The sequence below is a fragment of the Nonomuraea sp. NPDC049714 genome (genome assembly GCF_044465295.1).
Classification (GTDB): domain Bacteria; phylum Actinomycetota; class Actinomycetes; order Streptosporangiales; family Streptosporangiaceae; genus Nonomuraea.
In genome coordinates, this window is record NZ_JBITLM010000003.1 from 806,102 (window position 1) to 824,514 (window position 18,413).

General features: G+C 70.0%; 22 protein-coding genes. 17 read left to right on the top strand and 5 right to left on the bottom strand.

The window, feature by feature from the left end:
- The first annotated feature begins 14 nt into the window (after window positions 1–14).
- Genes ACIBQX_RS17085 through ACIBQX_RS17100 form a run of 4 tightly spaced genes read left to right on the top strand, consistent with a single transcriptional unit; the run spans window position 15 to window position 2,906 of the window.
- Entirely contained in the window at window positions 15–869 is an 855-nt protein-coding gene (locus ACIBQX_RS17085; RefSeq protein WP_397005341.1) for an ABC transporter substrate-binding protein, read from the top strand.
- Window positions 870–872: 3 nt separating this feature from the next.
- Complete coding sequence (locus ACIBQX_RS17090; protein WP_397005343.1) at window positions 873–1,700, top strand: amino acid ABC transporter permease; 828 nt, start codon at window positions 873–875, stop codon at window positions 1,698–1,700.
- The gene (locus tag ACIBQX_RS17095; RefSeq protein WP_397005345.1) at window positions 1,697–2,440 is read left to right on the top strand and encodes an amino acid ABC transporter ATP-binding protein; all 744 of its coding nucleotides are present in this window, start codon (window positions 1,697–1,699) and stop codon (window positions 2,438–2,440) included. Before ACIBQX_RS17090 ends, ACIBQX_RS17095 begins: the two co-directional genes overlap by 4 nt.
- A 52-nt stretch (window positions 2,441–2,492) precedes the next feature.
- Window positions 2,493–2,906: a CGNR zinc finger domain-containing protein gene (locus ACIBQX_RS17100; RefSeq protein ID WP_397005347.1), complete on the top strand. Its 414-nt coding sequence runs from the start codon at window positions 2,493–2,495 to the stop codon at window positions 2,904–2,906.
- On the opposite strand, the gene ACIBQX_RS17105 is transcribed toward ACIBQX_RS17100, so the two are convergent.
- Window positions 2,882–3,232 carry a S24 family peptidase gene (locus ACIBQX_RS17105; protein WP_397005349.1) on the bottom strand — a complete coding sequence of 117 codons (351 nt, stop codon included), beginning with the start codon at window positions 3,230–3,232 and terminating at the stop codon, window positions 2,882–2,884. The genes ACIBQX_RS17100 and ACIBQX_RS17105 overlap by 25 nt on opposite strands.
- 89 nt (window positions 3,233–3,321) lie before the next feature.
- Between ACIBQX_RS17105 and sodN the strand changes: the two genes are divergently transcribed.
- From sodN to ACIBQX_RS17120, 3 genes are all read left to right on the top strand, one after another.
- The gene (gene sodN, locus ACIBQX_RS17110) at window positions 3,322–3,723 is read left to right on the top strand and encodes a superoxide dismutase, Ni (RefSeq protein ID WP_397005351.1); all 402 of its coding nucleotides are present in this window, start codon (window positions 3,322–3,324) and stop codon (window positions 3,721–3,723) included.
- 128 nt (window positions 3,724–3,851) lie between these two features.
- Window positions 3,852–4,277 carry an anti-sigma factor gene (locus ACIBQX_RS17115; RefSeq protein WP_189136393.1) on the top strand — a complete coding sequence of 142 codons (426 nt, stop codon included), beginning with the start codon at window positions 3,852–3,854 and terminating at the stop codon, window positions 4,275–4,277.
- A gap of 17 nt (window positions 4,278–4,294) precedes the next feature.
- Entirely contained in the window at window positions 4,295–5,074 is a 780-nt protein-coding gene (locus ACIBQX_RS17120; RefSeq protein WP_397005353.1) for an RNA polymerase sigma factor SigF, read from the top strand.
- Here ACIBQX_RS17120 and ACIBQX_RS17125 read toward each other — a convergent pair.
- Window positions 5,071–5,457 (bottom strand): hypothetical protein, encoded by a 387-nt coding sequence (locus ACIBQX_RS17125; RefSeq protein ID WP_397005355.1) that lies wholly within the window; start codon window positions 5,455–5,457, stop codon window positions 5,071–5,073. The two genes, ACIBQX_RS17120 and ACIBQX_RS17125, sit on opposite strands and share 4 nt — an antisense overlap.
- Before the next feature lie 114 nt (window positions 5,458–5,571).
- On the opposite strand from ACIBQX_RS17125, the gene ACIBQX_RS17130 reads away from it, so the two are divergent.
- Window positions 5,572–6,534 carry a diacylglycerol/lipid kinase family protein gene (locus tag ACIBQX_RS17130; protein WP_397005357.1) on the top strand — a complete coding sequence of 321 codons (963 nt, stop codon included), beginning with the start codon at window positions 5,572–5,574 and terminating at the stop codon, window positions 6,532–6,534.
- A 266-nt stretch (window positions 6,535–6,800) separates the two neighbouring features.
- Window positions 6,801–7,055: a WhiB family transcriptional regulator gene (locus ACIBQX_RS17135; protein ID WP_189136389.1), complete on the top strand. Its 255-nt coding sequence runs from the start codon at window positions 6,801–6,803 to the stop codon at window positions 7,053–7,055.
- A gap of 128 nt (window positions 7,056–7,183) precedes the next feature.
- Here ACIBQX_RS17135 and ACIBQX_RS17140 read toward each other — a convergent pair whose 3' ends face one another.
- Complete coding sequence (locus ACIBQX_RS17140; protein WP_397005359.1) at window positions 7,184–8,653, bottom strand: histidine kinase N-terminal domain-containing protein; 1,470 nt, start codon at window positions 8,651–8,653, stop codon at window positions 7,184–7,186.
- 558 nt (window positions 8,654–9,211) lie between these two features.
- Between ACIBQX_RS17140 and ACIBQX_RS17145 the strand changes: the two genes are divergently transcribed.
- From ACIBQX_RS17145 to ACIBQX_RS17175, 7 genes are all read left to right on the top strand, one after another.
- On the top strand, window positions 9,212–9,931 hold the full coding sequence (locus ACIBQX_RS17145; RefSeq protein ID WP_397005361.1) for a GntR family transcriptional regulator: 720 nt from the start codon (window positions 9,212–9,214) through the stop codon (window positions 9,929–9,931).
- 30 nt (window positions 9,932–9,961) lie between these two features.
- Complete coding sequence (gene bioD, locus ACIBQX_RS17150) at window positions 9,962–10,684, top strand: dethiobiotin synthase (RefSeq protein ID WP_397005363.1); 723 nt, start codon at window positions 9,962–9,964, stop codon at window positions 10,682–10,684.
- 61 nt (window positions 10,685–10,745) lie between these two features.
- Window positions 10,746–11,327, top strand: coding sequence for a helix-turn-helix domain-containing protein (locus tag ACIBQX_RS17155; protein ID WP_397005365.1), 582 nt, complete (start codon window positions 10,746–10,748; stop codon window positions 11,325–11,327).
- A gap of 112 nt (window positions 11,328–11,439) precedes the next feature.
- Window positions 11,440–12,600, top strand: coding sequence for a histidine kinase (locus tag ACIBQX_RS17160; RefSeq protein WP_397005367.1), 1,161 nt, complete (start codon window positions 11,440–11,442; stop codon window positions 12,598–12,600).
- Window positions 12,591–13,247 (top strand): response regulator, encoded by a 657-nt coding sequence (locus ACIBQX_RS17165; RefSeq protein ID WP_397005369.1) that lies wholly within the window; start codon window positions 12,591–12,593, stop codon window positions 13,245–13,247. Before ACIBQX_RS17160 ends, ACIBQX_RS17165 begins: the two co-directional genes overlap by 10 nt.
- Entirely contained in the window at window positions 13,244–14,011 is a 768-nt protein-coding gene (locus tag ACIBQX_RS17170; protein ID WP_397005371.1) for a DUF4097 family beta strand repeat-containing protein, read from the top strand. The genes ACIBQX_RS17165 and ACIBQX_RS17170 overlap by 4 nt, the downstream gene beginning before the upstream one ends.
- Window positions 14,012–14,063: 52 nt before the next feature.
- Window positions 14,064–15,710, top strand: coding sequence for an acetolactate synthase (locus ACIBQX_RS17175; RefSeq protein WP_397005373.1), 1,647 nt, complete (start codon window positions 14,064–14,066; stop codon window positions 15,708–15,710).
- A gap of 9 nt (window positions 15,711–15,719) precedes the next feature.
- Here ACIBQX_RS17175 and ACIBQX_RS17180 read toward each other — a convergent pair whose 3' ends face one another.
- Window positions 15,720–17,303 carry a protein kinase gene (locus tag ACIBQX_RS17180; RefSeq protein ID WP_397005375.1) on the bottom strand — a complete coding sequence of 528 codons (1,584 nt, stop codon included), beginning with the start codon at window positions 17,301–17,303 and terminating at the stop codon, window positions 15,720–15,722.
- A 273-nt stretch (window positions 17,304–17,576) separates the two neighbouring features.
- Here ACIBQX_RS17180 and ACIBQX_RS17185 point away from each other — a divergent pair, with 273 nt between their 5' ends.
- Window positions 17,577–17,957 carry a thioesterase family protein gene (locus tag ACIBQX_RS17185; protein WP_397005377.1) on the top strand — a complete coding sequence of 127 codons (381 nt, stop codon included), beginning with the start codon at window positions 17,577–17,579 and terminating at the stop codon, window positions 17,955–17,957.
- On the opposite strand, the gene ACIBQX_RS17190 is transcribed toward ACIBQX_RS17185, so the two are convergent.
- A complete protein-coding gene (locus ACIBQX_RS17190; protein ID WP_397005379.1) occupies window positions 17,947–18,159 on the bottom strand; it encodes a biotin/lipoyl-binding carrier protein in 213 nt (70 codons plus the stop codon). The genes ACIBQX_RS17185 and ACIBQX_RS17190 overlap by 11 nt on opposite strands.
- Window positions 18,160–18,413 lie beyond the last annotated feature (254 nt).

An 18,413-nucleotide genomic window follows, 5' to 3' on the forward strand; every position in this document is an offset into this window, starting at 1 on the left:
TGAGGAGGCCTCTCATGGCCCTCTGGCCCTTGACACGCCGCGGCTCCGCCGCCGGCGCGCTCGCCCTGACCGCCGCTCTGGCACTGACCGCCTGCGGCGGCGACACCGGAGGCTCGAGTACGACCTCCAGTGCCACCGCCTCGGCCGCCGGTGGCGCACAACTGGTCAAGCCCGGCAAGCTCACCGTCTGCACGAACATCCCGTACGAGCCGTTCCAGTTCAAGGACGCCAGCGGCAAGATCGTCGGGTTCGACGTGGACATCGTTGATCTGGCCGCCAAGAAGCTCGGCGTCCAGCAGGAGATCGTGGACATCGACTTCGCCGTCATCAAGAGCGGTGCCGCCATGGCCGCCAAGAAGTGCGACGTGGCCGCCGCCGGCATGACGATCACCCCCGAGCGCCAGCAGAACATCGACTTCTCGGTCCCGTACTTCGACGCCACGCAGGCCCTGCTGGCCAAGAAGGGCACCGGCGCCACCTCCCTGGAGGACGTCAAGGCCAAGAACCTCAAGCTCGGCGCGCAGGCCAGCACCACCGGCCTCGACTACGTCAAGAAGCAGGGCTTCGACCCGGTGGAGTACGCCGACTCGGCCAAGGAACTCCTGGCCCTGCAGTCCGGCCAGGCCGACGTGATCGTCCAGGACCTCCCCGTGGTGCTCACCTGGCTGAAGAAGTCGGACGTCGCGGAGAAGTTCGAGGTGATCGCCAGCCTCGACACCGGCGAGCAGTACGGCATCGGCCTCAAGAAGGGCGCCGACCCGGTCCTGCTCAAGACGATCAACGACGAGATCACCAAGGCCAAGTCCGACGGCACCTATGACGAGATCTTCGTCAAGTGGTTCGGCAAGAAGCCCGGCGAGCTGGGCTGATCCATGGCGGAACTGCCCGGTACGGCTGAGCCGGTACGAGCCCGGCTCAGCCCCCGTAAGAAGCAGCGCATCAGCCGCGGCATCCAGTACGCCCTCCTGATCGCCGCCCTCGTCGGGGTCGTGCTCTACGCCGACTGGCCGAGCCTGGCCCAGAACTTCGCCAAGGTCGACGTGGCGGCCGAGGCCCTGCCCGAGCTGTTCACGGTCGCCCTGCGCAACACGATCATCTACACGGTCGGCGGCTTCGTCCTGTCGGCCGTGTTCGGACTGCTGCTCGCGCTGATGCGGCTGTCGACGGTGCGTCCGTACCGGTGGATCTCGTCCATCTACATCGAGATCTTCCGCGGCCTGCCGGCCCTGCTGATCTTCCTGCTGATCACCTTCCTGCCGCTGGCGCTGCCCGGCTTCGTGGTGCCGTTCGGCACCTACGGACAGGGCATCCTCGGGCTCGGCCTGGTCGGCGCGGCCTACCAGGCGGAGATCTTCAGGGCGGGCCTGCAGGCCGTCCCCCGGGGACAGGTCGAGGCCGCCAGGTCACTGGGCATGTCGGCGGCCAGGTCGCAGGTCACCGTGGTGATCCCGCAGGCCATCCGGATCGTCATCCCGCCGACCACCAACCAGTTCGTGGCCCTGCTGAAGGACTCCTCCCTGGTCCTGTTCCTGGGCGTCTCCGGTGAGTACGTCGAGCTGGCGAAGTTCGGCAACGACCTGGCCTCCCAGTACGCCAACGCCACGCCCATCATGGTCGCCGGCATCACGTACCTGATCGTCACCATCCCGCTGGGCTACCTCGCGGGACGGCTGGAGAAGCTCAAGGGGACGGGCCGATGACCCACGCCATCGAGATCAAGAACCTGCACAAGCACTTCGGCGCCAACAAGGTGCTCTTGGGCATCGACATGCTGGTCGAGCCCGGCCAGGTGGTGTGCGTGATCGGGCCCTCCGGCTCCGGCAAGTCGACGCTGCTGCGCTGTGTGAACCTGCTGGAGGTGCCGACCAGGGGCCACGTCTACGTCGAGGGCATCGAGGTCACCGACCTGGATGTGGACATCGACGCCGTCAGGCGCCGCATCGGCATGGTGTTCCAGCAGTTCAACCTGTTCCCGCACATGACGGCCCTGCAGAACGTGATGATCGCCCAGCAGCGGGTGCTCAGGCGGTCCAAGCGGGAGGCCGAGGTCGTCGCCAGGGACAACCTGGAGAAGGTCGGCGTAGGCGACAAGTGCGACTCCTTCCCCGCCCAGCTCTCCGGCGGCCAGCAGCAGCGGGTGGCCATCGCCAGGGCGCTGGCGATGAACCCGGACCTGATGCTGTTCGACGAACCCACCTCGGCGCTCGACCCGGAGCTGGTCGGCGACGTGCTCGCCGTCATGCGCAAGCTGGCGGAGGAGGGCATGACCATGCTCGTCGTCACACACGAGATGGGCTTCGCCCGCGAGGTGGCCGACCGGGTGGTCTTCATGGACGGCGGCGTCATCGTCGAGGACGGGCCGCCCAGCCAGGTGATCGGCGACCCCCAGCACGAACGCACCCGCTCCTTCCTCCACCGCGTCCTGCACCCCGAGGGATGACGACCGGGGCGTCCCGTTTCGGGGCGCCCTGGTTCTCGTGTAATACTCCGGCATGGACCTGACCTCTTACGCCGAGTGGGCGGTCCGCCTGGTCAACGATCCCGCCGCACCGCCCGAGCTCCAGCCGCTCCGGGCGGAGCTGGCCGCGGTGTTCGACGCCGGCGACGGCGCGACGGTGGCCGGCCTGCTCAACGCGCTGCTCTCCCGCTATCCGGTACGCCCTCAGCTGACGGACCACGACGGGCACTGGCATCTGCACCTGGCGGATCAGACCGGCGCCGCGGCCGTGATGGGCCTGGCCGCGGTCGTCGCCGAGCTGGGCGCCGAGCGGCTGGGCCGCTGCCTGGACCCCCGGTGCGCACGCGCCTTCCTCGACACCTCCTCCAACCGCTCGCGCCGCTACTGCTCGACGCGCTGCGCCAGCCGGGCCAACGTGGCCGCCTACCGGGCGCGCCGCCGCCAGTGACGCAGCCGCCGGTGACGCGGTGGCCGGTAACGCAGTGGCCGGTGACGCAGCGGCCAGTAACGCAGCACGACCCGCCCGACCAGCTCGGGGACCGCGCCGAAGTCCCAGCTGTCGCGGCGGCCCGAGGCGCGCTGGTTGTCGCTCTCCAGCCACCAGCCGTCCTCGCCCTGCCAGGCGGCCCGCTTGACGATCAGCCGGTCCGGCTCGCCGGGCAGCCTGGCCACCACGAGGTCGCCGGGACGCACCCGGGCGCCACGCCGGACCAGGAGCCAGTCCCCGGGCAGCAGCGCCGGACGCATCGAGTCGCCCTCGACACGCACTCTCATGGCTGTGACCCCCTCCTCCGAAGGCGTTTCAACGCGAGTAAGGTCGGTACTTGGACCAAGCTGATTCGGCATCAAGGAAGGATTTTCTGATGCTCGCACGACTGCTACGACCCAAGCATGTCGCTTCCGCCCACTGCGACCTGCCCTGCGGTGTCTACGACCCCGCTCAGGCCCGGATCGAGGCGGAGTCGGTCAAGGCGATCATGGAGAAGTACGCGGGCAACGAGGACCCGGTCTTCCGCGCTCGCGCGATCACCATCAAGGAGGAGCGGGCCGAGCTGGTCAAGCACCACCTCTGGGTGCTCTGGACCGACTACTTCAAGCCGCCGCACCTGGAGCAGTACCCTCAGCTTCACCAGCTCTTCTGGGACGCCACGAAGCTGGCCGGCGCTGCGGGTGGCAAGGGGACGGTCGACGTCGCGAAGGCCGAGGACCTCCTGGGCAAGATCGACGAGATCTCCAAGATCTTCTGGGAGACCAAGGCCGCTTAAACCGGCACAAAAGGCTCTGTGCGGCTCCAGACCGCACAGAGCCTTTTCCGTCGATGGCGAGTCTGAATCCGCCAAGCACGTCCCGAGGGCGGTAAGTTGCAGTAGGCGTCTTATACGCGAGGAGGAACGTGACCGAGGAAACCGAGACGCGCACGACAGGCGAGGCCGCCATCCGCGACGTGGTGAGCATCAGGCTCCCCGCCGCCAGCGCCTACCTGTCAGTGTTGCGTACGGCCACGGCCGGGCTGGCAGCCCGGCTGGACTTCACGCTGGACGAGATCGAGGATCTGCGGATCGCGGTCGACGAAGCGTGCGCCATGCTGCTGAGCGAGGCGGTGCCGGGCACCGACCTGACCGCCGAGTTCGAGCTCACGGGCCAGGAGATGCAGGTCCGCGTCGAGGTCGCGACAGTGGGGAGTTCCGCACCGAAACGCGATGATTTCGCCTGGATGGTGCTGACCGCGCTGGCAGACGACGTCGACGCGGTGACCGACTCCCCCGACCGCATGGCGATCGTCCTGCGTAAGCGCCGAGGCGTGGCGAGGTCGGCGTGACGGAAGGGACTGGAGCCATGGCCACCAGCGAACACGCCGTGCCCGACCGGGTGCGTGCTCGCATGCTCTTCGCCGAGCTGTCCGAGCTCGGTCCCGAGGAGCCGCGCCGCCAGCGCATCAGGGACGAGCTGGTCGAGCTTCACCTTCCCCTGGTCGAATACCTGGCCCGCCGCTTCCGCAACCGGGGCGAATGGCTCGACGACCTCACTCAGGTCGCCACCATCGGCCTGATCAAGTCCATCGACCGGTTCGACCTCAACCGCGGCGTCGAGTTCTCCACCTATGCCACGCCCACGATCGTCGGCGAGATCAAGCGCCACTTCCGTGACAAGGGTTGGGCGGTCCGGGTGCCGCGCCGGCTGCAGGAGCTCAAGCTCTCGCTCACCAAGGCGATCAGCGAGCTGTCGCAGCGCGAGGGCCGGGCGCCCACGGTGGCCGAGCTGGCCGCCTACCTCAAGATGACCGAGGAGGAGGTGCTCGAAGGACTGGAGTCGGCCAACGCCTATTCGACCGTGTCCCTCGACGCCCCTGACTCCGGCGACGACGACGCTCCGGCCGTCTCCGACTCGCTCGGCATCGTCGACGAGTCGCTGGAGGGGGTCGAATATCGCGAGTCGCTCAAGCCGCTGCTTGAGCGGCTGCCGCCGCGCGAGAAGCGCATCCTGCTGCTGCGGTTCTTCGGCAACATGACCCAGTCGCAGATCGCCACCGAGCTCGGCATCTCACAGATGCACGTGTCGCGGTTGCTCGCCCGCACCCTCGCCCAGCTCCGCGAGGGCCTGACAGCCGACGACTAGGTGTCGTCCCCATAGAGGGCGTGGGTGGTGGGAGGCGCCAGCAGCGTGCCGAGCCCGATCAGGGCGACCACGATCAGCGGGATCCCGATGAGTGGCTGGTCCGACTGGATGAGCGTGACCGCCACGGGGATCATGAAGATCTGGGTCAGCACGCTGGGCGCTCTCCCCCACCGCTCGGCCGCCATCAGCCCGCCCCAGGCCACCCAGAGCAGTCCGGCGCCGATGAGCAGCCCGAACGCCGCCTCGGCCAGCGCGGCCGTCAGGTCGTCCGCCCCGCCGCGCACCGTCTCCACCAGGACGTAGATGCCCAGCCCCGAGGCGATCAGCCCTTCGAGGGCGACGACGAGGGCGGCGGCGATCAAACTCCACGGACGCTTCGACACATCCGAACCCTACCTATGCGCAGGCCCGGTGCGCCGCGCGGCACCCACAGCGAACCCTCGCAAAATAGGACTTTATCCACAAAGTAGACATCGACCAGCGGATACGCTGGCCGTATGCGCACGATGCTCTTGGTGAACCCCAAGGCCACCACCACGAACGCCCGGACGCGCGACGTGCTGATCCGCGCGCTGGGCGCCGCCGTGGACCTGACCGTCGAGCAGACGGGCTACCGCGGACACGCGGCCGCCCTGGCCGCCACGGCCCGCGCCAAGGGCTACGACGTGGTGGCCGTGCTGGGCGGCGACGGGACCATCAACGAGACGGTGAACGGGCTGCTCAACCCGGTCAACGGCGGCGAGCAGCCCGGAGACGACCCGAGCGCGGGGCGGCCGGGCCTGATCGTCATCCCCGGTGGCAGCGCCAACGTCTTCGCCAGGGCCCTGGGCCTGCCGAACGAGCCCATCGAGGCCACCGGCGCCGTGCTGGAGGCGCTGCGCGAGGGCCGGCGGCGCACCGTCGGCCTGGGGCAGGCGCTGTGGGAGGGCGAGAGCCGCTACTTCACCTTCTGCTCGGGCCTGGGCTACGACGCGGAGGTCATCAGAGCCGTCGAGGGACTGCGGGGAGCCGGGCGGAAGGCCACCCCGACCCGGTATGTCAACACCGCCCTGCGGCATTATCTGGCGACCGACAAGCGGCATCCCGCCATGCGCCTGACCGGCCCCGGCATCCCGTCCGCCGCCGGCGTGTTCATGGCGATCATCAGCAACACCTCGCCCTGGTCGTACATCGGCAGCAAGCCCGTCACGCCCACGCCGTGGGCGGGCTTCGAGACCGGGCTCGACATGCTGGCGCTGCGGCGGATCGGGCCCGTGGCGATGGTGCCGACCATCCGGCACATCCTCACCCAGCGTGACAGCCTGCCGTCCGGCAGGCACCTGGTGCAGCTCCACGACGAGGCGGAGTTCACGCTCACCGCGAACCGCCCGGTGGCCTTTCAACTGGACGGGGACTACCTGGGCGAACGCGAGTACGTCACATTCCGGGCTACCCCGAACGCATTACAGGTTCTGGTCTAGCAGGTTACATTCTGTGATTGTGTGACGCATCCGACATCCTAAACGGCCAAAACTTCGGTCACACCCTCTTGCGTGCACTCTCCGTGGCTGAAAAGCTCAATTCACGACGTCGGAACGTAGGACCTTTAACACCCCAAAGATCCTCCGGACGTCGGGTGAACATCTCCCGGTACACCGTTCCGGGACCTTGTTCGCACGCCTTAGTGAAATCATTCACAAAGTTAGCCGGAGCCGACCTAAGGCTCCATCGACTAAGGAGTGGACGCATGGACTGGCGCCACGTAGCTGCCTGCCGTGACGTGGACCCCGAGCTGTTCTTCCCGATCGGCAACACCGGACCGGCACTCATGCAGATCGAGGAGGCCAAGCAAGTCTGTCATTCCTGCTCGGCCATGGACGCCTGCCTGAAGTGGGCGCTGGAGTCCGGCCAGGACGCCGGTGTCTGGGGCGGCCTCAGCGAGGACGAGCGCCGGGCGCTCAAGCGCCGCAGCGCACGGGCCCGCGCCCGCGCCACCGCCTAACAGGGCCCCTTTCGGAGAAGTACAGCGTGGCAAAGGAGCCCCGTCTGAAAACCGCAGCGAATCGCCGAGCCTGGACAGCGCCGCGCCCCTGATCACAGGGACGCGGCGTTCAGGCTTTCCGGGCGGGATCACCCGGCAGGCAGCGGGATCGAGAGCGTGACCTCCGTGCCGCCCCCCTCGCGCGGTTTCACCGCCAGCCTGCCCGAGAGCTCCCCCTCGACGAGGGTGCGGACGATCTGCAGGCCGAGACTGGTGGAGCTGTCGAGGTCGAATCCCTCGGGCAACCCCTGGCCGTCGTCCCAGACGAGCACGTTGAGCCGCTCGGCCCCCGGCTCGACCACCACCTGCAGCCGCTTGGGCCGGCCGTGCTGGAGCGCGTTCTGCAGCAACTCGGTCAGCGCCATCGCGAGCGGGGTGGCGATCAGCGAGGGCAGCACCCCGAAGCCGCCCACCCGCCGCGGCATGACCGCCGCCTCCGGCGCCGAGACCTCTCCCGCCATCGCGATCACCCGGTCGGCGATGTCGTCGAAGTCCACGAACTCCTCCGGCGCGTGCGAGAGCGTCTCGTGCACGATCGCGATCGAGCCGACCCGCCGCACGGCCTCCTCCAGCGCCTCGCGGCCCTCCGGCACCTGCAGCCGCCTGGCCTGGAGCCGGAGCAGCGCGGCCACGGTCTGCAGGTTGTTCTTGACCCGGTGGTGGATCTCGCGGATGGTGGCGTCCTTGGTCATCAGCTCGCGCTCGCGCCGCCGGAGCTCGGTCACGTCGCGGATGAGCACCAGCGCGCCGATGCGGCCGCCGCCGACGATCAACGGGATCGCCCGGAGCTGGACGATCGTGCCGCCCGACTCCACCTCGGTCTCCTTGGCGGCCCGCCCGCTGGCCACGATCATGAGGTCTTCGTTGATGGGCTCGTCGGAGTAGCACAGCGTCGCGGTCACCCTGCCGAGCTCGGCCCCCACCAGGTCGGCGTGCAGCCCGAGCCGCCGGTAGGCCGACAGCGCGTTGGGTGAGGCGTAGGTGACGCGGCCCGCCCGGTCCAGCCGCAGCAGGCCGTCGCCGACGCGTGGCGAGCGGACCAGGATCGGCTCCTCGCCGGAGAAGGGGAAGCGCCCTTCGGCCACCATCTGCGCCAGGTCGGACGCGCTCTGCAGGTAGGTGAGCTCCAGCCGGGACGGGGTGCGGGCCGACGACAGGTTCGTGGAGCGCTGGATGATCGCCAGGAAGCGGGCCTCGCCCTCCGGGACCGCGCGCCGTACCGGGATGGTCTCCTCACGGACCGGCACCCCGGTGGACCAGTCGGGGTCGCCCTCCCGGCAGATGCGCCGCTCGTTCCAGGCGGTGTCGATCAGCGGGCGCTCGCCCTTGGCGGCCACGGAGCCGACGATGTCGTCGTGATAGACGGTGGGCCCGGTGGTGGGGCGCATCTGGGCGATCGCTATCCAGCCGCCCTCACCGAGCAGGGGCGCCCACAGGATGAGATCGGCGAACGACAGGTCGGCCAGCAACTGCCAGTCGGAGACCAGGGAGTGCAGCCAGTCGAGGTCCTCCGCGTTCAGCGCGGTGTGGCGGACGACGAGGTCGCTGAGAGTCGGCACGAGTGCATCATGCGTGCTGACCCGCCGAACAGCCAAACCGGGCCCCTGGTTGAATGCGCACATGGGGCTGTACGCGCACCTCGGCCACAGGGGCGGGCCGTGGGCCGGCCACGACACGACGTCTCGGCATACGAGACGCCAAAAGCCCTGCCTACCCGCGCTTATAGCGAAATCTCACATTGTGAGAACCATCACACTGTCTAAGCCCTTACGTCCCTATTACCCGCCCTTCCTGGGCCGGTCGACCAGGATCCGCACGCCCCGCCCCGCTCTCACCCCGACCTCGGTTGCGGCCACGCCCACCCCTGCGGTTATCCTTCACCATCAGCCTGAGCTGCCCGGATCGGCGTGCGACAGGGCGAGCGAGCCGCCCGGCCACGCCCTCCCGGATCCCGCCACCCGTGCGGAGCCGCAACCGCGGGCAGGAGGCTGCCGGCCGCCGTCCGTGCCGGCGGGCCGCCTTCACCCGAGGTTGACCGCTCGGGCCAATGTGAGTTCCGATGATCTCGCGGTGATCCGACACGCCCTCACCGCCGTGGCAGAAGTGAAGGTGAGAGCGTGACAGACGACGGCCCTCGCGTACCGAAGTACTACGACGTGAAACGGAGCCTGCTCGAGCTCACCAAGTCGCTCGCGCCGGGCACCGCGCTGCCGCCCGAGCGGACGCTGGCCGTACGGTTCGAGACCTCGCGCACGACCGTCAGGCAGGCGCTGACCGAGCTGGTCGTGGAAGGGCGGCTGCTGCGCATCCAGGGCAAGGGCACGTTCGTCGCGCAGCCCAAGGTCGCCCAGGTCCTGCAGCTGACCTCGTACATCGGCGACCTGCGCACGGCCGGGCTGGAGCCCGACACCAAGATCCTGGAGATCGGCTACCTCACCGCCGACGAAGCGCTGGCCAGGCGGCTGGCCATCAACCCGGGCGGGCGCGTGCTGCGCATCCACCGGCTGCGGCTGGCCAACGGCGAGCCCGTCTCGGTCGACACCACCCACCTGTCCGCGCGCCGCTTCCCGCGGCTGCGGCGGGAGCTGGAAGTGCACTCCTCGCTGTACGAGACGCTGCACAACGCCTACAACGTACGGCTGACGGACGCCGAGGAGATCATCGAGACCGTCCTCGCCACCCCGTACGACGCGAAGCTGCTCGGCGTGGACGTGGGCCTGCCCATGCTGCTGCTGACCCGCCACGCCTTCGACGCCGACGGCAACCCGGTCGAGTGGGCGCAGTCGCTCTACCGGGGAGACCGCTACAAGTTCGTCACCCGGTTGCGCCGCCCATAGTCACCGCCTCCGGCGCTCTACGCTGGCCTGATGAGTGTGATCGTCGTCTGCGGGACCGACTCCGGGGTGGGCAAGACCGTCGTGTGCGCGGCGCTGGCGACGCTGGCGCGGGGCCGGGGAGCGAGCGTGGCCGTGGTCAAACCCGCCCAGACGGGGGTGCCGCCCGGCGCGAGAGGCGATCTCGACGAGGTCATCCGGCTGTCCGGGGTGACGACCACGTTCGAGCTGGCCCGGTACGCGGCGCCGCTGTCCCCGGCCGCAGCCGCGCGGGCGGCGGGTGAGCCGGCGGTGTCGATGCCCACGGCGGCGCGTCTGGTCCGTGAGCTGACCGAGAGCAACCGGCTGGTGATCGTGGAGGGCACGGGCGGGCTGCTGGTGCGCTTCGACGACGACGGTGCGACCATCGCCGACCTGGCCAGGCTGCTCGGGGCGCAGGTGCTCGTGGTGACCGGGGCCGGACCCGGCACGCTCAACCACACCGCGCTGACCCTGGAGGCGCTGGCCCATCGAGGGCTCGACCTGGCCGGGGTGGTGATCGGAGCCTGGCCTGACCGTCCGGGCCCCGCCGAGCGGAGCAACGTGGGGGATCTGGAGATGCTGGCGGCGCGGCCCCTGGCCGGGGTGCTCCCCGAGGACGCGGGTAAGCTCGGCGACGACGAGTTCGCCGCCGTGGCACGGCGCGGCCTCGCCGTCACGCTGGGCGGTTCGTTCGACCCGGCGGTGTTCAGGGAGACCTTCACGCTGGGGCCATGAGCTTGCGCTCATGCACCGGTTGTGGCAACTTCTCGTGCTGTTTCCGGGAATGAGAGATGCCATGGACAACACGGCGGCGATCGACGGGGTGCTGGCCAAGGTGGGCCCCCGGCTCAAGCGGCTGCGCGCCCAGCGAGGCCTGACCCTGTCCGCGCTGACCAAGGCCACCGGCATCTCCACCAGCACCCTGTCCCGGCTGGAGTCCGGCCAGCGCCGCCCCAGCCTGGAGTTGCTGCTGCCCATCGCCCAGGCCTACCGGGTGCCCCTGGAGGAGCTCGTGGGCGCGCCTGAGGTCGACGACCCCCGCATCCAGCCCTCCCCGCGCCGGCTGAACGGCATGACCGTCCTGCCGCTGACCAGGCAGCCGGGGAGCCCGCAGGCGTACAAGATCATTATTCCGCCGGACCGGCCCCGGTCGGAGCCGCAGACACACGAGGGCTACGAGTGGCTGTACGTGCTGTCCGGACGGCTGCGGCTGCTGCTGGACGACCGTGATCTGGTGCTGCGCGCGGGCGAGGCCGCCGAGTTCGACACCCGGCTGCCCCACTGGTTCGGCTGCGCCGACGACCAGCCGGTCGAGATCCTCACGCTGTTCGGCTCCCAGGGCGAACGGATGCACGTCCGGGCGAAGCCGAAAGCCTAACCTTTTCCCGACTTAGCGGGATAATCCGCTGTGGGGGTGGGGTTAGCTCCACCCTGGAGCGACACAGCAGGGCCATGTCGCGCATGGTGCCGCGATCAATACCGTTGGAGACATGAAAGCCATCCGCCCCTGGTCGGCGAGGGCCTGGCTGGCGACGGCCCACGTCATGACCGGGCCGCCCGTAGGGTTCGCGCTCGCCGTGCTCACCCTCGTGCTGGCCGTGATCCCGCCCGCGCTGCGCCGCGGCATGCCCTGGCTCACCCGGGTGCAGCGCTCCAGGTTCGAGGCCTTCCTCGGCGTGCGCATCCCGCCGGTGCCGGCCGCGCCGTCCCTGCGCACCAGCAGCCTGTGGCGGCAGATCGGCTATCACCTGCTCTCCCCGCTGGTGGGCATGGTGGGCGCGGTCATGGTCGCGGTCGTATGGGGAGCGGGCCTGGTCGGGGTGAGCGCCTTCTTGCCACCGCTGATCCAGCCGCCGCCCCTGGTCTTCCCCATCGACCTGCGCAACCCCGTGGTGCTGGCCGTCTACATCGTCCTCGGCATCCTGCTGCTGTTCCTCGCGCCCATCCTGGCGCGGGCGATGGCCATGCTCGACCTGTCGATCGCCCGCACCCTGCTCGGCCCCAGCCACCAGGAGCTGGGACAGCGGATCGAGACCCTGACCGAGAGCCGGGCCGGCGTGATCGACGCCGCCGACGCCGAGCGCCGCCGCATCGAGCGTGACCTCCATGACGGGGCCCAGCAGCGGCTGGTGTCGCTGGCGATGAACCTCGGGCTGGCCCGCGCGACCCTCAGCGACCTGCCCGACCCGGCCCGCGAGGCGATCGAGCGGGCGCACGAGGAGTCCAAGCAGGCGCTGAAGGAGCTGCGCGACCTCGTCCGCGGCCTGCATCCGGCGGTGCTCAACGACCAGGGCCTGGACGCCGCGCTCTCCGGCGTGGCCGCGCGGGCCCCCATCCCGGTGCGGCTGCGCGTCGACATCGAGCGCCGCACCACCCCGACGATCGAGGCGGTGGCCTTCTTCATCGTGTCCGAAGCACTCACCAACATCGCCAAACACGCCGCGGCCACCAAGGCCGAGGTGACCGTACGCCGCGAGGGCGATCGGCTGCACGTCCTCGTCCACGACGACGGCTGCGGCGGCGCCACGCTCGACGGCGGCACCGGACTGCGCGGCCTCGGCCAGCGGATCGACTCCGTGGACGGCACCCTGCGCCTGCGCAGCCCGCTGGGCGGGCCTACGACGATCGAGGTGGATCTGCCGTGCGAGTAGTGCTGGCCGAGGACTCCGTGCTGCTGCGCGAGGGCCTGATCCGGCTTCTGGAGGCCGCCGGCATGCAGGTGGTGTCCGCCGTCGCCGACGCCGAGCAGTTGCTGCGCGCGGCCGAGGAGCACCGGCCCGACCTGGTGCTCACGGACGTGCGGATGCCGCCCACGCACACCGACGAGGGCCTGCGCGCCTCGCTGGTGCTGCGCCGGGCGCAGCCCGCGCCCGCGGTCCTGGTGCTCTCCCAGTACGTCGAGGAACGCTACGCCGCCCAGCTCCTCGCCTCCGCCGCCACGGGAGGCGTCGGCTACCTCCTCAAGGACCGGGTGGCGGACGTGGACGAGTTCATCGACGCGCTGCGCAGGGTGGCGGCGGGTGGCACCGCGCTGGACCCCGAGGTGGTCGCCCAGCTCCTGCTGCGCGGCCACAGCGACCCGCTGGACCGGCTGACGCCCCGGGAGAGCGAGGTGCTCCAGCTGATGGCCGAGGGCCGCTCCAACGCGGGCATCGGCAGGCAGCTCGTGCTCAGCGAGGGAGCGGTGGGCAAGCACATCGGCAACATCTTCACCAAGCTCGACCTGTCCCCCGCCGAAGGCGATCACCGGCGAGTGCTCGCCGTCCTGCAGTTCCTCAAGATCAGGAGCCTGCCATGAGAGCGGCCTGGTTGATCGCCGGCTCTGTGATGACCGTGCTGGCCCTGCTCATGTCCACCGTGGCGCTTTCCCGAGGGATGGCCATGGCGCAGGCGCCGAGCGAGCACACCACCCGGACCATCCCCTTCCCGGGCAACTCCCAGCTCCGGATCGAGGCGAACGGAGGCCACGTACGACTCGACATCCACGCGGGCGAGGCCGGCATGATCGTCGTCGACCGGGAGCTGCAGTGGTCACAGGCCAAACCGTCCGTCTCCGAGGACTGGAACGGCCGGACGCTGCGGCTGGACACCTCCTGCGTGCAGGAATGGCTGCAGGAGGAGCACTGCGAGGTCGACTATCGACTGTTCGTGCCTCAGGAGACCGACATCGAGGTCGTCAGCTCCACCAGCCCCGTCGGCGTCGACCGCGTGCACGGCGACGTGCGCGTCACCTCCGTCTCCGGCGACGTCCGCGTCTACGACATCCCCGGCCCCCTGCGCGTCAGAAGCGGCTCGGGCGCTGTCAGGGCGAACGACCTCTTCGCGGACCAGGCCGACGTGGAGGTGGGCTCCGGGCATGTGGACCTGGAGTTCAGGACGGCGCCCAGCCGGGTGCGGGCGGTGGTCAGGACATCCGGCGACATCGACCTGCACCTGCCTGACGCTCCCTATGACGTGTCGGCGAACGCCCCGCAGGTCTCCGTCTCCACCGACCACACCGCCACGTCGCCACGGAAGATCACCGTGTCCACTCCGGAGGGCACGGTGGACATCTGCTGCTGAGCGGGAGCCCAAGGACTGTTTACTCTTGTGACTCATTGGTAAGTTCCCGGGCATGGAGTCTGCGAAGCACGCCGGTGACGCCGCCGTCGCCGTGTCCAAGGCCTACGGTGTCGAGACCATGTTCACCCTGTCGGGCGGGCATGTCTTCCCCCTCTACGACGGCGCACAGCACGAGGGCATGCGCATCCTCGACGTGCGTCACGAGCAGAGCGCGGTCTTCGCCGCCGAGGCCACCGCCCGGCTCACCAGGACACCCGGCCTGGCCGTGCTGACGGCCGGGCCCGGCATCACCAACGGCGTCAGCGGCGTGGCGACCGCGCATTTCAACGCCTCACCGGTGGTCGTCATGGGCGGTCGCGCGCCACAGTCGCGCTGGGGCAGCGGGGCACTGCAGGAGATGGACCACCCGCCGCTGCTCGCCCCGATCACCAAGCTGGCGTTCACCGCCTCGGGCGCCGACTCGGTGAGCCAGGACGTCGAGATGGCCTTCCGGACGGCGGTCGCGCCCCACCGTGGCCCGGTCTTCCTCGACTTCTACATGGACCACCTGTTCTCGCCCGCCCCCGTGCACGAGACGCAGACGCAGTCGCCCTCGCCGCTGGAGCCCGACCGCGACGACCTGCGCGCCATCGCCAGGCTGCTGGCCGAGGCCGAGCGGCCGGTGCTGGTGTACGGGTCCGACGTGTGGATGGACCGGGCCGAGGAAGCCGCCCGCGACTTCGCGGAGACCTGGCGGCTGCCGGTCATCCCCAACGGCCAGGGCCGTGGCATCCTGCCCGCGGGCCACGAGCTGCTCGTCACCCGCGCCCGCGGCGACGCCTTCGCCCAGGCCGATCTGGTCGTCGTCATCGGCACCCCGCTCGACTTCCGGCTCGGCTACGGCTGGTTCGGCGGCAAGGACGGCGCGCCGCTGGCCAAGGTGGTGCACATCGCCGACGCGCCGTCCCACCTGACCACGCACATGCGGCCGGTCGCCTCGGCCGCGGGCGACCTGTCCGTGGTGCTCTGGAGCCTCGGCGACGCCTGCGGCGAGGCGGGCGTCAAGCCGACCCGCTACGCCGGCTGGGTGACGAAGCTGGCCGACAAGGCCGCCGCCGCCATCGCCGGCGACGCGGCCCTGCTGGCCGCCGACTCCGACCCGATCCACCCCATGCGCATCTACGGCGAGCTGGGCAAGGTGCTGGCCGAGGACGCCGTGGTGATCGGCGACGGCGGCGACTTCGTCTCCTACGCGGGCAAGTACGTCGAGCCCAGGCAGCCGGGCAACTGGCTCGACCCGGGCCCGTACGGCTGCCTCGGCACCGGGCTCGGCTACGCCATCGCCGCCCGGCTGGCCCGCCCGTCCTCCCAGGTGGTGCTTCTGCTGGGCGACGGCGCCGCGGGGTTCTCCCTGATGGACGTCGACACGCTGGTACGCCACCGCCTGCCGGTCGTGATGATCTGCGGCAACAACGGCATCTGGGGCCTGGAGAAGCACCCGATGCAGATGCTCTACGGCTACGACGTCGCCGCTGAGCTGCAGCCGCAGTGCCGCTACGACCAGGTCGTCACGGCGCTGGGCGGCGGCGGGGAGCTGGTCACCGACCCCTCGGAGATCGGCCCCGCACTGCGCCGGGCGTTCGACTCCGGGATCCCGTACATGGTCAACATCGCCACGGACCCGGCGATCGCCTACCCGCGCAACACGACCGGCGTGTGAGGCGGCGCGCTACGGCTTGACGGTGGTGGTCACCGTCACGCTCGGGGTGGGCGTGCTGCACGGCACCATGGGGATGAGGACGACGTCCACCGTCTTGCCCACCTCGAGCAGCTCGCCGCCGTCCGGCCAGCTCTGGCCGATCTTGAGGCAGGACGGCTCCACCTCGCCATGGGTCTGGTCGTCGGCGTTGAGCTTGAAGCCCGCCTTGGCAATCAGTGTCCGGGCCTGGAAGTACGGCATCTCGACCACCTGCGGCACCGGCCTCTTCACTTTCGGCGTCGGTGTCGGTGTCGGTGTCGGTGTCTTGGAGGGCTTGGGACTGGGACTGGGGCTGGTGGTCTTGGTGGGCTCGACCTCCGCCTCGGTGGGAGTCGGTGACGTCCTGTTGGTAACCGGCTGCTCCCGAGTGGGCTGGGGCTTGGTCTCCCTGGGCTTGGTCGGCGTCGACTCGTCCGGCTCGGCAGTGGGCTCCGGGTCGCCCGACGACGACGCGGACGGCGACGAGCCCGCCTTCACATCCACGTACGGGGGGCTCTCCGAGCTCATCTCGTTCAGCGCGACCGCGCCGGCGCCCAGCCCGAGCACCACCGCGGCGGCGAGGCCCACGATCAGCCCGCCTCTGCGGGGAGCCTTGCTCGCGCGCCGGCCGCCCTGGCGTGGCCCGGCCACCGTGGTGGCCTCGGGGGTCGCCTGAACCGCTCCCGTGTGGTGGGCCACCGGGGGCGGCGGCGCCATCGTGGCGCCCGTCGTCGGCGGGACGGCGACGTCCATCGAGAGATCACCGGCGGCGATCATCCGAGCCGCGTCGCTCATCGCCCTGGCGCTCGGGAAGCGCCTGGCAGGGTCCTTGGACAGCGCGCGCTCCACCAGCGCCCGCACCGGCGGCGGGATGTCGCCCGGCAGCGCCGGGGGCGCCTCGCGAATGTGCTTGAGCGCGATGGTGACAGGGCTGTCACCATCGAACGGCCGCTGCCCCGCCAGGCACTCGTAGGCGACCACGCCGAGCGCGTAGATGTCCACGGCGGGCGTGACGGGCGCGCCCTCGGCCTGCTCGGGCGCGCAGTAGGCGGCCGTGCCGAGCACCATGCCGGCATCGGTGAGCCGGTTGGCCAGATCGGACCTGGCGATGCCGAAGTCGGTGATGACGAGTGTGCCGTCGCGCTGCACCAGCAGGTTGCCCGGCTTCACGTCGCGGTGCACGATCCCCTGGTCGTGCACCGCCTGCAGCGCCGAGGCCGCCTGCGCGATCAACTCCATCGCGGGCTGCGGCGAGATCCTGCCGAGACGGGTCAGCAGCCGGTCGAGCGGCTCCCCGTCGACGAACTTCATCACCAGGTAGACGGTGTCGCCGCTGACGCCGTAGTCGTAGACGTCGACCACGCCGGAGTGGTTGATCGTCGCCATCGCTCTTGCTTCCGCCTGGAAGCGCGCGAGGAATCCCGGGTCCTGCATGCGCCCTGGGAGCAGCACCTTGACGGCGACGGTCCGTGCGAGGACCGTGTCCTCTCCGCGCCAGACCTCGCCCATGCCACCGGCGCCGATGCGGGTATCCAGGCGATACCGCCCCGCCAGCGTCGTCCCTTGGGCCACCATGACTTCCCCCGCTACCCCTCTACCTCTAGAACCTCTCCCACCCCAGGGTTCTCCAACCAAGCGGACTTGTGTCGCAGCGAGGTAACACAGAGGTCACGGAACTCCGAGAGTGTACGGCTCACTGTCCTCACATGCCACACAATTGCCACAAGCCGTACAAACCCTATCCTGCGGCCTACCGACCACACTTGTCCCGGTTTTCTGTGAGATCACAGCACCGTACCGGGTGCGCTGCCCGCAGCCGAAGCCGGGACCGGCACTAGGCTGACGGCCATGACGCTCGCGCCCGGTCTCCGTTCCAAGCTGCTCATCATGGTGGAGCGAGAGGACACAGCTCAGAAGATCGGCAGCGGCGACGTCCCGGTGCTGGCCACGCCCCGGCTGCTGGCGCTGGCCGAGCAGGCCACCGTCCAGGCGCTCGGCCAGGCCCTCGCGCCCGGCGAGACCTCCGTCGGCACCCGGATCGAGCTCGAACACCTGGCCGCGAGCCCGGTCGGCGCCCATGTGCAGATCGGCGTCGAGCTCACCAAGGTCGACGGCCGACGGCTGACCTTCGCCTTCCAGGCCCGGGACAAGCACGCCGTGGTCGCCCGCGGCACGATCGAGCGGATCGTGGTGGACCGCGACCGGTTCCTCGCCCGCGCTACTCGATGACCGCGATCAGGTGACCCTCCTGGATCACGTCGCCCTCGGCCACCTTGAGCTGGACCACCACGCCGTCATCCTCGGCGAGCACCGGGATCTCCATCTTCATCGACTCGAGGATGACCAGCGTGTCGCCTTCGGAGACCTTGTCGCCCTCCTGGACGACGACCTTCCACACGTTGGCCACCATCTCAGCGTGGACCTCAGCCATCGCGACTCCCTTGTGTAGTGATCCGACAGTCTCCACGACAACGCGCGCGCATCGGCCCGACCGAGCCCGTGTGTCGCCCGCCGCGTGGGGCCCTGCGCCGAGCGTCTCCTTGAGCACGCGCCCAACCCTACGACCGCCGGGACCGCCGTCCCTCTCCCCCTGAACCACCGATCCGGCCGACCGGATCTGTTGGAAACCTACAACCAACCCACAGCGCCGTACAGGGCCTGCGACACCGGGCTCAGCGCCGGCGC

Bases quoted from the DNA above. Each gene is read 5' to 3' on its own strand.
- sodN (WP_397005351.1), top strand. From the start codon at position 3,322: ATGCTCGCACGACTGCTACGACCCAAGCATGTCGCTTCCGCCCACTGC.
- ACIBQX_RS17160 (WP_397005367.1), top strand. From the start codon at position 11,440: ATGAAAGCCATCCGCCCCTGGTCGGCGAGGGCCTGGCTGGCGACGGCC.
- ACIBQX_RS17155 (WP_397005365.1), top strand. From the start codon at position 10,746: ATGGACAACACGGCGGCGATCGACGGGGTGCTGGCCAAGGTGGGCCCC.
- ACIBQX_RS17180 (WP_397005375.1), bottom strand. From the start codon at position 17,303: ATGGTGGCCCAAGGGACGACGCTGGCGGGGCGGTATCGCCTGGATACC.
- bioD (WP_397005363.1), top strand. From the start codon at position 9,962: ATGAGTGTGATCGTCGTCTGCGGGACCGACTCCGGGGTGGGCAAGACC.
- ACIBQX_RS17090 (WP_397005343.1), top strand. From the start codon at position 873: ATGGCGGAACTGCCCGGTACGGCTGAGCCGGTACGAGCCCGGCTCAGC.
- ACIBQX_RS17190 (WP_397005379.1), bottom strand. From the start codon at position 18,159: ATGGCTGAGGTCCACGCTGAGATGGTGGCCAACGTGTGGAAGGTCGTC.
- ACIBQX_RS17170 (WP_397005371.1), top strand. From the start codon at position 13,244: ATGAGAGCGGCCTGGTTGATCGCCGGCTCTGTGATGACCGTGCTGGCC.
- ACIBQX_RS17095 (WP_397005345.1), top strand. From the start codon at position 1,697: ATGACCCACGCCATCGAGATCAAGAACCTGCACAAGCACTTCGGCGCC.
- ACIBQX_RS17100 (WP_397005347.1), top strand. From the start codon at position 2,493: ATGGACCTGACCTCTTACGCCGAGTGGGCGGTCCGCCTGGTCAACGAT.
- ACIBQX_RS17185 (WP_397005377.1), top strand. From the start codon at position 17,577: ATGACGCTCGCGCCCGGTCTCCGTTCCAAGCTGCTCATCATGGTGGAG.
- ACIBQX_RS17105 (WP_397005349.1), bottom strand. From the start codon at position 3,232: ATGAGAGTGCGTGTCGAGGGCGACTCGATGCGTCCGGCGCTGCTGCCC.
- ACIBQX_RS17135 (WP_189136389.1), top strand. From the start codon at position 6,801: ATGGACTGGCGCCACGTAGCTGCCTGCCGTGACGTGGACCCCGAGCTG.
- ACIBQX_RS17175 (WP_397005373.1), top strand. From the start codon at position 14,064: ATGGAGTCTGCGAAGCACGCCGGTGACGCCGCCGTCGCCGTGTCCAAG.
- ACIBQX_RS17085 (WP_397005341.1), top strand. From the start codon at position 15: ATGGCCCTCTGGCCCTTGACACGCCGCGGCTCCGCCGCCGGCGCGCTC.
- ACIBQX_RS17130 (WP_397005357.1), top strand. From the start codon at position 5,572: ATGCGCACGATGCTCTTGGTGAACCCCAAGGCCACCACCACGAACGCC.
- ACIBQX_RS17120 (WP_397005353.1), top strand. From the start codon at position 4,295: ATGGCCACCAGCGAACACGCCGTGCCCGACCGGGTGCGTGCTCGCATG.